Origin of the sequence: Ciceribacter sp. L1K22 (assembly GCF_017599385.1) — a bacterium.
GTDB lineage: Bacteria > Pseudomonadota > Alphaproteobacteria > Rhizobiales > Rhizobiaceae > Allorhizobium.
Genome location: NZ_JAGFPK010000001.1, coordinates 2,594,168 through 2,606,881, shown reverse-complemented (window position 1 = coordinate 2,606,881; position 12,714 = coordinate 2,594,168). Strand labels below are relative to the sequence as shown.

The following is a 12,714-nucleotide window of genomic DNA, read 5'->3' as shown; positions in this document are numbered from 1 at the left end:
GTGACTCGCGGCGTCTGTATGTATCGAGCAAGCGGAGATGGCAGCAGCTTGAAGCCCGTTCATCCTGACAGCGCACGGATCGAGCTCGCCAGTTCCGGCGGAGGAGCGGATGCGCAGCTGCGCCTGTCGGGCGCCTGGCTCAATACCAGCATCGGCGGTGTGCTCCAGCCTCTGGACGAACTTGGCGCGTCCGGAGGCGGAGGCCGGGTCGACATCGATCTCAGCGGCGTCACGGACATGGACACGACCGGCGCGTGGCTCGTCAAGCGGCTTCTGGTGACCCGGCGCAAGGCCGGGGCGGAGGTTCGTCTCGTCGGCGCGTCCGCGATCATGACCGACCTGGTCGAGGCCCTGCCGGAGAGGGTCGAGACCGAGGCCGGCAAAGGCCCGAAGCCTGCCCTTTTTCAACGTATCTTCACGCCGATCGGAAAGGGCGCCTACGACCTTTTCGACGATGTCGTCGCGATGCTCTACGTCGTCGGCTCTGCCGTGCGCGGCGCGCAGATGAAACTTGGCCGTGGCGGCGGCGTCTCGCCTGCGGCCGTCGTCAACCAGCTCGACCACATGGGCGTGCGCGCCGTTCCGATCATCGCGCTGATGTCCTTCCTGATCGGCGCGATCATCGCCCAGCAGGGCGCTTTCCAACTTCGCTATTTCGGGGCGGAAGTCTTCGTCGTCGATCTCGTCGGCATTCTCCAACTGCGTGAGATCGGCGTGCTCTTGACGGCGATCATGATCGCCGGCCGCTCCGGCAGCGCCATCACGGCCGAAATCGGCTCGATGAAGATGCGCGAGGAGGTCGATGCGCTCAAGGTCATCGGCCTCAATCCGATCGGCGTGTTGGTCTTTCCGCGCCTCGTGGCGCTCACCATCGCCTTGCCGCTGCTTGCGGTGATCGCCAATTTCTCGGCGCTCGTCGGCGCCGCGATAATTGCCAATGTCTATTCCGGCGTCACCTATGAGGTGTTCATCTCGCGCCTGCACGATGCGATCGACTATTCGACCGTCGCGTCGGGCATGATCAAGGCGCCGTTCATGGCGCTGCTCATCGGTGTCGTCGCCGCCGTCGAGGGCATGAAGGTCGGCGGCAGTGCGGAGTCGCTCGGCCACCACGTTACCGCTTCGGTGGTGAAGTCCATTTTCGTCGTCATCCTCGTGGATGCCCTGTTCGCCATGTTCTATTCGGCGATCGATTTTTGAGGAGCGACGCTTTGGACGAGAAGAGGCAGGGCAAGTCGGGACGCGAGGTCGTACTGTCGGTGCACGGTGTCACCGTGGGCTTCGGACCCAAGATCGTTCTGGATCATCTCGACCTCGACATCTATCGCGGCGAGATCCTCGGTTTCGTCGGCGCGTCGGGCGCCGGCAAGTCTGTGCTCATGCGGACGATCCTGCGCCTGCTGCCGCGTCGTGCGGGGCGGATCGAAATTCTCGGCACGGATTACGATAATGCGACGCAGGAGGAACGCGCACGGCTCGACATGCGTTTAGGGGTGCTGTTCCAGCATGGGGCGCTCTTTTCCTCGCTGACCGTCAAGGAGAACATCCAGCTGCCGATGCGCGAATATCTCGACCTGCCGCAATGGCTGATGGACGAACTGGCGCATCTGAAGATCAAGCTGGTCGGCTTGCAGGAGGATGCGGCGGACAAGTATCCGTCCGAGCTGTCCGGCGGCATGATCAAGCGCGCCGCGCTTGCCCGCGCGCTGGCGCTCGATCCCGATCTGGTCTTCCTCGACGAGCCGACCTCCGGTCTTGACCCCATTGGCGCGGCCGAGTTCGATGATCTGATCGCAAGGCTCTGCGACACGCTGGGGCTGACGGTCTATATGGTGACGCACGACCTCGACAGCCTGTTTTCCGTCTGCGACCGAATTGCGGTACTCGGCGAGAAGCGGGTCTTGGTCGAGGGTACGATAGACGATATGCTCGCCTGCGACGATCCCTGGGTGCGCTCCTATTTCCGCGGCAAGCGGGCCCGATCCATTGTGCCGGCCTCCGAGGCGGGCGAAAATCCGATGAAGTGACGTAACGACATGGAAACCAGAGCCAACTACGCAATCGTCGGATTTTTCGCGGTCGTCGTGATCTTCGCCGCCTTCGGCTTCATCTACTGGATGTCCGAATACGGCCGCGGCGGCCCGACGGCGCAGCTGATCATCCGCATTCCAGGTTCCGCCAACGGGCTGAGCGTCGGCTCTCCCGTGCGCTTCAACGGTATTGCGGTCGGTTCGGTGCGCAGCCTGTTCATCGACAAGGCCGATCCGAAGTATTCGATCGCCATGACCGAAATCCGGGCCGATGCACCGGTCACCGCGTCGAGCACGGCGGTCCTTGAGATCCAGGGGCTGACGGGTGCTGCCTATATCGAACTTTCCGGCGGGGAGCCGGGCGATCGGGAAATCCTCAGGGATTCGATCGAGCGGGACGAGCCGGCCGTGCTCGTCGCCGACCAGTCGAGCGTTACGAACCTGCTCGCGACCGCTGACAAGATCCTGCAGCGCGCCGACAGCGCGATCGGCGATCTGCAGGGTTTCATCGCCGATGCGCGTACGCCGCTGACGAACACCGTTCGCAATGCCGAGACCTTTTCCAAGGCGCTCGCCGACAATGCCGATGGTGTCGACAAGTTCCTCACCAGCGTGAGCGCGCTGTCCGATACGGTCACAGGTCTCTCCGGCCGTCTCGATTCGACGCTGACGGCGGTTGAGGATCTGGTGCGGGCGGTCGATGCGAAGAAGATCGACACGATCCTGTCGAATGTGGAGACGGTGAGCCGCAATGCCGCCGACGTGTCGGCGAAGGCGGGTCCGGTCATCGACGAATTCGAGGCGACGATCGCGAATTTCAAGCAGTTCGGCGCCAGCGCCAACGAGACGCTCGACCGGGTCGACCAGCTGATCGCCGCCGTCGACAGCCAGAAGATCGGCAAGGCGGTCGACGACATCTCTGTCGCCACCGGCGAAGCGCGGGAGGCGATCTCCTCCTTCGCGGAAGTCGGCAAGAATGTCAGCGGACGCCAGCAGGACATCGACCAGGCGATCACCGACTTCACGCAGCTTGCCAACAAGCTCAACAATTCCTCCGACCGTGTCGACAGTATCCTCAGGAAGGTCGACGAACTACTCGGTACCGACGACACCAAGTCGCTCTCGGCCGAGGCGCGCCGGACGCTCGAATCGATCCGGGCGGTTGCCGACAACCTCAATGCCCAGATCGGCCCCATCGCCGCCAACCTGGCGCGGTTCTCCGGTACGGGGCTGAGAGACATCCAGTCGCTGGTCGGCGAGACGCGCGATGCGGTGCGCACGCTGAATTCGGCTGTGAGCAATTTCGACGAAAATCCGCAGCGGTTGCTTTTCGGCGGGGAAACCGTCAAGCAGTATGACGGGCGGACAAGGCGTTGAGGACAGAGATGCGGGAAGGCGGGCTAGTCATGGGTGTATCGGAGCGTCTTGCGTATCGCCGGGGTGTCACCGCCGCCGTTGTCGCGGTTTGCCTGGCAGCGCTGTCCGGCTGCGGCACGGGTGCCAAGAACGACACCTTCGATCTTTCGGCGGCCGCGATAGAGGCCTCGTCCTCCGCGCGCTCGCGGCAGCTGCTGGTCCCCGATCCGACCGCGCTCAAGGTGCTCGACAGCGAACAGGTCGTCGTCCGTCTCTCGGGTTCGGAGGTTCAGTATCTCTCCGGTGCCCAATGGAGCGACAGCCTGCCGAAGGTGGTCCAGGCCAAGCTCGTCGAGACCTTCGAGAACACCGGCCGTCTCGGCGGCGTCGGCAAGCCGGGGCAGGGACTTGCGATCGACTACCAGCTGGTCACCGACATCAGGGCCTTCGAGATCGATACCAATGGTGCCGACCGGGCGATCGTCGAGATCTCCGTCAAGCTGCTCAACGACCGGAACGGCACGGTTAAGGCGCAGCAGGTGTTTCGCGCCACCGTCCCCGCATCGGGCACACAGAACCCAGCCTATATCTCCGCGCTCGACCGAGCTTTCGGCCAGGTATCGGCGCAGATCGTGTCGTGGACGCTGTCGAATATCTGACGGCGCTTTCCGCTTGAAAAAAAAGATTATGGCCCTGGCATCGTCCAGGGCTTTGTTTTTGTTGAGATACTGGCGACCTCGACTTCGACCCCGAAAAATTTTTGAAAAATATTCTTTGCTCCGCGTCCCCCTTTTTCCAGGTCGTGAGACAATTCTCCCGTTCCGCTTTGGATACACCGGCAGACGTGCCGGCGAGGCGGGACCGGCGCCTGGGCGGGTGGGAGCGGACGCGATCCTTCATCCCCGAGGGCCGACCGGAATGAGGCATGCCACGGCGACGCCAGATGCGTCGCCGCAGAGACCGGACGGCAACTGACACGTGTCGACCGGAGGAGGCATCGGGTGGCGCCGATGCTGGCATGGATCAGACCGGGAGACTTAATTGCCGAACGGGGCGCCGATAAAGCTGCCACGAACGACACCGCATGGCATACCGCATACCCGGCAGCGCCGGTGCCCCGTCCTTCTTCGGAGGGACAACAGAATGAACAGTCACCAACCGGAGGGTTTTCGCCCGGCCGGGGTTTTTTGCTGCTCTAATTTCGTTTGATTACTGCGCTCGGGGATCCCAGGCTTTGAAGGCACGCTGAAACCCATAGAAAATCAAACCGAGGAGATGCCCGAACACGTAGACCGACAACAGAGCCAACGCGGTGAGGAGAGCGTAGGTGATCTGTATGTTCGCGTTTGCGCTGGCGGATTGTACGAAGCCGTCGAGCAACCAGCCAAGACGAATGCCGTAACGACAATAGATATCAGTACAGACTCGATGGATGCCCGGCACGACCACCACCAACCACAACACGGCAAGCACAGCGAAATTGCGAGGCTTGTACCGTCCCGCAGTTAGATCCTGGCAAACGAGCCAGCCCTTCATGATCGTCAGGCCGAAGGCCGCCACGATAGAAAGAAGGATGCTGATCATGATTCACTCCGAGGCTGACGGCTTTCAGGCGATGCTACTCAGGGTTTCTTTCGCTGCGATTTATATCATCAATAAAATCTTAGCGTTTCCGGCTTCGACGGCCTGCCCGGCCACCAACGAAAAAGCCGCCGGGTGAGCGGCGGCTTTCTGATCGTTTTGGGCGGCTTGCCTTAGTTGAAGCGACCCGCCGCGTGCGCCAGCATGGTGTAGACCTTGCCGGTATCGGACGTCAGGTAGGACTGCGTCACGGTCTTGTCGCGGTCGGTGCGGGCGACGTCGGCGAGGAGCTTCTCGAAATCGGCGATGTAGCGGTCGACGGCGACGCGGAATTCCGGCTCGCGGTCGTACTTGCGCTTGATCTCGTCGAAGGTCTGCTGGCCCTTCAGCGTGTAGAGCCTGCGGGTGAAGACATCGCGCTCGCCGCGCTGGTAGCGCCGCCACAGGTCGACCGAGGCGTCGTGGTCGATGGCGCGGGCGATATCGACCGACAGCGAGTTCAGCGATTCCACGACATGGCGCGGGTTGCGGCTGTCATTGGCACGGGTGGCCTGCTGCGGTTCCGGCTGACGAGGTGCCGCCGGACGGCTCGGCTGCTCGGGCTGCTCGTCGCGGGAGGCGCCGCGCAAGAGGTCGCTGATCCAGCCACCGCTTTCGTCGCTGCGGGCCGGGGCAGTCTGGCGGGCTGGCTGCTGTTCCATGCCGAGGCTGCCGCGCAGGCCGAAATCGGCGGCCGGAGCCTGGCGTGCCGGAGCGGCGGCGGGCGCCGGAGCGCGGCGGGCTTCCTGCTGCGGCGCCTGGGCGACCGGAGCGGGAGCGGGTGCAGGGGCCGGTGCGCGGGGCGTCGAGACTTCCATCGGCTGGACGGAACGGCCGACCAACTGCGAGATGTCCTGCAGAGCACGGATCTGCTCGGAGACGGCGCGGCGCATGGCGGCAGCGCTTTCCTTGGCTTCTTCCGGCAGATCGAAGGCGCCGCGCTTCAGCTCGTTGCGGGTCAGATCCAGTTCCTTGCGGATGTCGCTGGCCGAGCGGCGGATTTCCTCCGTCGCGCCGGCGAAACGACCGACGGCATCCTCGACCGCACCCTTGAGCGCTTCGCGCAGGTGGGCGGCGGTCTGATCCGAGCGATGGCCGGCATCGGCGAGCAGGCGGTCGAGATCGCCGAGCGAGTTCGACAGGCCGGAGCGCAGCCGGTTGGCGATGTCGGCCGAGCGCTTTTCCGCTTCCGACAGCGTGCTTTCGATCGTGCTGGTGACGTCCTGACCCGCCGACATCAGCGCCTCGCGCATCGACGCTGCGGTGGCGGTCGCCTGTTTTTCGGTCTCGCCGAGAATGCGGCCGACATCCGAGAAGGACGAGGAGACCGACTGGCGGAGATTGCCGGCGACCTGGTTGGAGCGATCCTCGACGCGGTCGAAGGCGACCTCGACCATGCTGCCGAGCGACTTCATGGTGTTCTCGATTTCCTCGGATCGCTTCACGAGGCCGATGGAGAGATCGCGCAGCGCCTGCTGGCGCTCTTCGAGCGTGCCGGCGAGGTTCGACTGCGCGGCCGAGAGAAGCTCCGCGGCCTGGCCGAGAACGCGGGAATGGTCGCCGAAGCGGCTGACGATGCTGGAGACCTGCGACAGCGTTTCGTCGGAGATGGTCGACAGGCGCTGCAGCTTATCGTCGAGCAGACGGCTGGAGCTCGACAGCGAATCCGCCGCACGCGAAGAGGCCTCGGCGAAGCGGTTGGTCGTCGCATCCAGGCGCTCGTCGGCCGAGGCGATTTCCGACGACGCCCTCTGCAGGGTTTCGGATATGATCGCGCTGTTGGCTTCCAGGCGCTCGATCAGGCGACCGGCGCTGTTGACCAGCGAATTCTCGGTGGAGCCGAAGGTTCGGACAGCGTTTTCCGTCCGCTCGTTGATCGCGCCGACGATCGCGGCGTTTTCGGTGCGGATGCGGTCGGCGCCTTCCTGGACTGCGCTCGTGACATTGTCGGCGATGGTCCGGCTGGTGCGGGTATACTGCTCGATCGCGGGCAGGGCCTTTTCGTCGAGAACACGATTGAGCTCGGCGGCACGACCGGAGAGCATCGAATTGAGTTCGCGGGTCCGCTCGTCGAGGACGGAGCGGATCGAATTGCCGCGCGCTTCCAATGCCTTCTCGACCGTTTCCAGCGAGGTGGTCGCATCCGTGGCGGTCGTCGACAGGACGGTCCGGACGGATTCGGCGCGGCTTTCCAGCGCGTCGCCAGCTTCGCCGAAGGATCGTGTTGCGTTCGCCGCCGCTTCGCTCAGCGAGGCTGCGGCGCTGCTTGCGGCTTCCGTCAGGCTGCGCGTCGAGTCACTGGTGGATTGGGCCAGACGGGAGGCGAACTGCTCGCCGGTCTCGCCGATGCGTTCGACCGAGCGGCTGGCTTCGGTGTCGATCGTCTGGGCGGCATCGGAGACCGCGGCGCGCAGAGCGCTCGCGAGACCCGCCGCCTTTGTTTCGATCGTGCGGTTGACGTTTTCGAGGCCGATATTCAGAGCCTTGTCCATGGTGGAGAGGCGTTCGTCGATCTTCGCCGTACGGCTGTCCAGCGTCTCGCCAACGCGGCTTGTGCCTTCCTCGATGACGCGGGCGATCCGCTCGGTCGTTTCCGAGCCGACCCGCTCCATGACGGAGACCTTCTCGGACAGACGAGCGGAGAACTTCTCGCCGGCATCGTCGACGGCGCTGTCGACCCCGTCGAGGCCGTTGCGGATGCGGTCTTCCAGCGTTCCGAGGCTTGTCTCGATGCGGGTGGAGGTTTCGTCGAGGCGCGTGGTCATGCCGCTGATCGACTTCTCGACGCGTTCGGAGAAGTCCTGTGCCGAGCGGGTGACGTCGGTCGCGGCCGAGCCGAGTTCGCCGGCTATCGCCCCGACGGTGCTGCGGAGGCGTTCGTCGAGCGCCTTGCCGCTGTCGTCGATCGCGCGACGCAGCTCGTCGCTGTGGCCTTCGATGGAGATTTCGAGCATGCCGGCGCTTGCTGCCACGGTTGCACCAAGGGCTGCGGCCTGTTCGGAGATGGTGTTGCCGATCTGGGTCTCGCCGTCCCGAAGTACTGCGTCGAGCGTCCGGGCGCTTGAAGACAGCGTCTCGGCGAGCGTCTCTGTGTGGCGGGACAGGTGGCCGTCGATCTCCTGGCTTGCGCCGCGCAGTACCCCATCCAGCCGGTCGGTGCCGGAGGTGAGGGCGCCGGAGATATCGTCGGCATGGCGGGAGAGGTTGACCTCGATCTGTTCGCCGGCGCCGCGCAACACGCCATCAAGGCGCTCGGTGCCCGAAGCAAGAGCCGTCGACATGCCTTCGGTGTGGCGTCCGAGGCTTTCGTCGATCTGGCGCTGGCTTTCCTCAAGCGAGGCCTGCAGCGTTTCCGCCCGGACAGCGAGAACGGTTTCGATCTGCAGCTCGGCGTCCGACACCGTTTCGGCGATGGCCGAGGTCTGGCGCTCGAAGATGTCGGCGAGGCGGGTCTCGGTGCCGGACAGCGACTGCGACAGGATTTCGGTGCGTGAATCAAGGCTCTGCGCCAGCCGTTCCTGACCGTGATCGAGCGCCTCGGTGATTTCGCGGGTCCGTGTACCAAGCGTCTCGGACAGGCGTTCCTCGGTTCCGGAGATCGCGCCGATCAGCGTGCCGGAGCGGCTTTCGAGGCTGCGGGTGACATTGTCGACACCCGTCGAGAGCAGGCCGTCGATTTCGGCGGTCTTGGCATCGAGCGTCTCAGCGAGCCGCTGCTGGCCGCTCTCGAAGGTCGAGATCACCTCCGCCGAGCGTTCCGAGAAAACCTGCTGGAATTTCGCCTGATGATCGGAAAGGGCGCCTTCGATCAGTTCCTGACCCGTGCCAAGGGTGGTGGCAAGCGCGAACGACTGGTCGGTCAGGGTCGAGCCGAGGCGGTCGATACCGGAGTTCAGGATGCCGTCGAGGGACTCGACGTTGCCGGACAGCGATTCGTTGATCCGGTTGAGGCTGTCCATCAGCTTGTTGTCCAGCGTGCCGGCGCGCTGGTCGAAGGCGGTGGCGAAGCCGGAGATGCTGTCGTCGAAGATCGTGTTGATCTGGCCGATCGTGCCCTGGAGCCGCTCCTCGAACAGGCCCGTGCGCAGGTCGAGATCGACGACCACGTCGTCGACGCTGGACTGCAGGCTGTGGCGGAAGCTGGTGCCCTTTTCGTCGAGCGCGCTGTTGAGCTTGGCAAGAACCGAATCGAGCGAGGTTGTGATGTCGCGTTCGCCGGTCGTCAGGCTGTCGGCGATGGCGCGGGTGCGCTCGGCCAGCGTCTCGTTGAGCTGGCGGGCGCGTTCGATCAGCGCTTCGTTCAGCTTCTCGGTATTGGCTTCGAGCGTGGAGGCGCGCGTCTCGAACTCGCCGAGCAGCCGCTGGCCGCTTTCCGCCAGTGTCGAGGTCAGCGAGTGCAACCGGGTGTCGAACTCGCTGGCGAGCGAGATGCCGGAGACGCTCAGCGCCTGGACCAGATTCTCGGTCTTGGTTGCGAGAAGACTGCCGAGCGCGTTGGCGGCGGCGTCCGACTTCTCCATGAGGGCGGCGGCGCGGGTGTCGAGCAGCGAGGCGAAGGCTTCGCCCGATGTCGCGAGGCGAACCGAGATTTCCTCGGTCGACAGCGACAGATCTTCCTTAAGCTGTTCGTGGGCGCCGATGATGGACGTGCGGATGCGCTCGGCGTGATTGACGATGGCATCGCGCTCGGCACCGAGTTCGTGGACGAGACCGCGGACACGCAGTTCGTTGTCGGTATAGCTGCGCTCCAGCGCCGAGACTTCAGAGTGGACGAGGGTTTCGAGTTCCGTGGCGCGGGCGATCGTGCGTTCGATGCCCTCGTTCATGGCCGAGACTTCGCGGCGCACGGCCTGGCCGACCGTCATGATGCGCTCGGAGGCGATCGTTTCCGGTTCGGAGAGGCGCAGTGCCACTTCCGCCATCGAGCGGGCGGCGTTGCGCAGGTCATGGGCGCGGGCCATCATGATGGAGAAGGCGAAAAACAGCATGACCGGCAGGATCGTGCCGACGAGGATGGCGACGAGACCGGGATTGGCGACGAGGTCGGAGACCGAAGGCGACTGCCAGATCATCGACCCGAACAGCAATTGTGCAAGTCCGACAGCGCCGATCACCCAGGCGACGGACACGATCGACGCATTGCGCAGGGCCGAGCGCATGGAAGCGCCGTCGAGCGATTTCATGATCGCGGCCGAGCTGCGTCGGGATGCGTCATTGGCCGGTTCGAATGAGGGAGCGCGCGGTTCGGGGCTCTCGCTTGGCCGTGCTGCCTTTCGCTCAACATTGCGGCGATCTGCGGCGGTACGCGGGTTGGACTGATCGGACACTTTGGCCTCCGCAGCGTCCGGCGCATACTGCCTACCAGGCGCCGGCTGTTCGGTGTCGTCGAATTCGATCCGAAGCGCAGCTTCAAGGGCCTGATAGGCGCTTTCGTCGATCGATCCGCTCGTTTTATTATTCGCCATAGGGTTACGCCTCGTTACCGCTTTCCAAGCCAGTTCCGCCTTGCCCCCTTCCGCCGCTGCCTCGAGAGCGTTGGCAGATCCGTACTCTGGCCCGCCGCATCCCCTTGCCCTAACGGGATACGACGTACACTATTACTCTGCCGGAGCCCGAATTTCGTCGGGCGCTGGACGATATTTACATACCATCCTCCAGCCATTTCAGGCAAAGGTTTGAGACACTTGCCCATTCATTCGTATCGTAGTGACACATTCACAGGGCCGTGACAATTAATAGGGCGGGTCGCTTACGGCTTTCGTCGGAGGTTGTTAACAGCATTTGAACGAAGTCTCGGACGGAAATGCGAAACTATATAAGCATTTACCGAAAATTAACCATGTTCAGAGATTTGCAGGCGCCAACCAGGCGCATTTAACGCGAAATCGACTTTTCCGGGCGCAGGGTGTCCGTGCCAAAGGACAAAAACTCGGGAAACCTGATCATGGCTGCCTTGAATATCGCATTTGAACCTCCGGTCAACGCCACCGCCGCCACTGCGTCGCTGTCGCGGCCCGTCGACCTCGTCTTCCTGGCCGCTGCGGCGCAGGGCGACAAAGAACGTGAGATCGAGGCCCTGAAGGCCTACAGCCGCCAGGCGCGGGCCTGCCTTCTTGATCTCGTCAGCCAGCATCCGGCCACCATTGCCGGAGCCGCGGCTCGGCTCAAGGGTGCGGCCGGCCAGATCGGGGCGCAGCGCGTCATCGACGCGGCGGAGGCACTGGAGCGCGATGGCGCCTCGGCTGCCAATCTCGCCGTCGTCAGCGCGGCGATCGTCGAAGCGGAAAACTTCATCCTGAAGCTCTGCCGCTGACCTCGACAGAACAAGAGACAAGAGGCCGCGCCCTAGAAACCCTATCGGCGGCGGCCTTTTTGTTGACTGGGATCGGGAATTCGTGGATGACTCCGGGCCTCTCCGAAAGCCTAGCCTGGACCTTATGCAAAAATGACCAAACTGACGATTGTCGCCTTTGACGGTACCCGCCATGACCTGGAGGTGGAGCCGGGTTCAACCGTGATGGAAAACGCTGTCCGCAATTCGGTGCCCGGCATCGAGGCCGAATGCGGCGGCGCCTGCGCCTGTGCCACGTGTCATGTCTATGTCGATGACGCCTGGGTCGCCGCTGCCGGCCAGCCGTCGCCCATGGAGGAAGACATGCTCGACTTTGCCGTCGATGTCCGTCCAAACTCGCGTCTGTCCTGTCAGATCAAGATCACGCCGGCCCTTGACGGGCTCGTGGTCAACGTTCCCGAGCGCCAGGGCTGATCCGCAGACCCGTCTCCCTGAGGCATACCCACATAAAAAGGCCTCGCTACGTCGCATGCGACGAGCGAGGCAAGGGGGCGCATCGCCAACGGGAGAGGGAGGATACACCCGCGGCATCAAGGACGCGCCAGGAGAACTCGGGACCATCAACGCCAGCACTTGACGTTGATGACAGTTGTATTTCAGTTTTTTATCAAGTTCCACGGCGAGAAATGGCCTGTTATTCACAGGCTTACGCACAAGTTTTGCACAAGCTTGCGAGCAAAGTTGTAAAAAAGTTGTGCAGATTCGGCCGTGGGCTACTTGGACTTGGCCGAACGCTCGAGCCGGCTTTCCAGAATCCGGATCAGGCGGCGTTCGAAGTTGACCGATTCCACGCGGTCGAACCGCATCTGGTCGGCGTCATGCGCCTCGATGGCGCGGTCGGAGAGCTGCTGGACGCGTTCCTGGAGCGGTTCGCAGCTGCGCATGGCGGGTAGGGCCTTCAGGGATTTCTCCAGCGAACGGGCGTGCTGGCGGGCGATTTCGGCGTGCCGTTCCTCGTGACGCTTGATGTCGCTCGACAGCGCATCCCAGATGAAGCCCAAGTCGCGGCTGGCGGTCTTGCGGTTCTTCCAGCGCGGCAGGATCAGGTGCGTGTCCACGACGACGGTTGCCTTGCCGATGCGACAGCGTCCGCCCTTTTCCACGTATGTCAGTTCACCGTCGAACTTGATCCGGGTCGCCCCGGGGTGCCGGGCGCCGGTCGTCTGAGTCATCGGGCCGTGGCGCGACAACTCGTTGTCCAGCTCCTCGGCGGTGCGACCACCGATCGTGAAATAGGTTGTGCGCTTCTTGACGATCGTTTCGGCGGGGACTGGCTGGACAAACACAAGAGGCAGAATTGCGGCGAGAAAGAAGGTCGCAAGGCTGCGCAGGCGGGTCATCGGCGAGTCCATCTGT

At 63.7% G+C, this 12,714-nt stretch carries 10 protein-coding genes; 7 read left to right on the top strand and 3 right to left on the bottom strand.

Features of this window, described 5'->3' with window-relative positions; translation table 11 throughout:
- Window positions 1-78: 78 nt before the first annotated feature.
- The 4 genes from J5J09_RS13030 to J5J09_RS13015 are packed head-to-tail and all read left to right on the top strand — an operon-like array spanning window position 79 to window position 4,045.
- Window positions 79-1,200 (top strand): MlaE family lipid ABC transporter permease subunit, encoded by a 1,122-nt coding sequence (locus J5J09_RS13030; RefSeq protein WP_348646482.1) that lies wholly within the window; start codon window positions 79-81, stop codon window positions 1,198-1,200.
- An 11-nt stretch (window positions 1,201-1,211) separates the two neighbouring features.
- Window positions 1,212-2,027 (top strand): ABC transporter ATP-binding protein, encoded by an 816-nt coding sequence (locus J5J09_RS13025; RefSeq protein WP_246745837.1) that lies wholly within the window; start codon window positions 1,212-1,214, stop codon window positions 2,025-2,027.
- Between the two features lie 9 nt (window positions 2,028-2,036).
- Window positions 2,037-3,407, top strand: coding sequence for an MlaD family protein (locus J5J09_RS13020; protein WP_208551325.1), 1,371 nt, complete (start codon window positions 2,037-2,039; stop codon window positions 3,405-3,407).
- Between the two features lie 29 nt (window positions 3,408-3,436).
- Window positions 3,437-4,045, top strand: a complete 609-nt coding sequence (locus J5J09_RS13015; RefSeq protein WP_208551324.1) for an ABC-type transport auxiliary lipoprotein family protein — start codon at window positions 3,437-3,439, stop codon at window positions 4,043-4,045.
- 550 nt (window positions 4,046-4,595) lie between these two features.
- On the opposite strand, the gene J5J09_RS13010 is transcribed toward J5J09_RS13015, so the two are convergent.
- Entirely contained in the window at window positions 4,596-4,970 is a 375-nt protein-coding gene (locus J5J09_RS13010; protein ID WP_208551323.1) for a hypothetical protein, read from the bottom strand.
- Between J5J09_RS13010 and J5J09_RS13005 the strand changes: the two genes are divergently transcribed.
- Window positions 4,960-5,106, top strand: coding sequence for a hypothetical protein (locus J5J09_RS13005; protein ID WP_208551322.1), 147 nt, complete (start codon window positions 4,960-4,962; stop codon window positions 5,104-5,106). The two genes, J5J09_RS13010 and J5J09_RS13005, sit on opposite strands and share 11 nt — an antisense overlap.
- Window positions 5,107-5,140: 34 nt before the next feature.
- Here the strand turns inward: J5J09_RS13005 and J5J09_RS13000 are convergent, their stop codons facing one another.
- Window positions 5,141-10,471 carry a hypothetical protein gene (locus tag J5J09_RS13000; RefSeq protein WP_208551321.1) on the bottom strand — a complete coding sequence of 1,777 codons (5,331 nt, stop codon included), beginning with the start codon at window positions 10,469-10,471 and terminating at the stop codon, window positions 5,141-5,143.
- Between the two features lie 479 nt (window positions 10,472-10,950).
- On the opposite strand from J5J09_RS13000, the gene J5J09_RS12995 reads away from it, so the two are divergent.
- Window positions 10,951-11,319: an Hpt domain-containing protein gene (locus J5J09_RS12995; protein ID WP_208551320.1), complete on the top strand. Its 369-nt coding sequence runs from the start codon at window positions 10,951-10,953 to the stop codon at window positions 11,317-11,319.
- 132 nt (window positions 11,320-11,451) lie between these two features.
- Window positions 11,452-11,772, top strand: coding sequence for a 2Fe-2S iron-sulfur cluster-binding protein (locus J5J09_RS12990; RefSeq protein ID WP_208551319.1), 321 nt, complete (start codon window positions 11,452-11,454; stop codon window positions 11,770-11,772).
- Window positions 11,773-12,071: 299 nt separating this feature from the next.
- Here J5J09_RS12990 and J5J09_RS12985 read toward each other — a convergent pair whose 3' ends face one another.
- Complete coding sequence (locus J5J09_RS12985) at window positions 12,072-12,710, bottom strand: DUF922 domain-containing protein (protein WP_246745836.1); 639 nt, start codon at window positions 12,708-12,710, stop codon at window positions 12,072-12,074.
- Between the last annotated feature and the right edge of the window lie 4 nt (window positions 12,711-12,714).

Coding starts and splice junctions, on each gene's coding strand:
- J5J09_RS13020 (WP_208551325.1), top strand. CDS start 2,037: ATGGAAACCAGAGCCAACTACGCAATCGTCGGATTTTTCGCGGTCGTC.
- J5J09_RS13015 (WP_208551324.1), top strand. CDS start 3,437: ATGGGTGTATCGGAGCGTCTTGCGTATCGCCGGGGTGTCACCGCCGCC.
- J5J09_RS13005 (WP_208551322.1), top strand. CDS start 4,960: ATGCTGATCATGATTCACTCCGAGGCTGACGGCTTTCAGGCGATGCTA.
- J5J09_RS13010 (WP_208551323.1), bottom strand. CDS start 4,970: ATGATCAGCATCCTTCTTTCTATCGTGGCGGCCTTCGGCCTGACGATC.
- J5J09_RS13000 (WP_208551321.1), bottom strand. CDS start 10,471: ATGGCGAATAATAAAACGAGCGGATCGATCGACGAAAGCGCCTATCAG.
- J5J09_RS12995 (WP_208551320.1), top strand. CDS start 10,951: ATGGCTGCCTTGAATATCGCATTTGAACCTCCGGTCAACGCCACCGCC.
- J5J09_RS12990 (WP_208551319.1), top strand. CDS start 11,452: ATGACCAAACTGACGATTGTCGCCTTTGACGGTACCCGCCATGACCTG.
- J5J09_RS12985 (WP_246745836.1), bottom strand. CDS start 12,710: ATGGACTCGCCGATGACCCGCCTGCGCAGCCTTGCGACCTTCTTTCTC.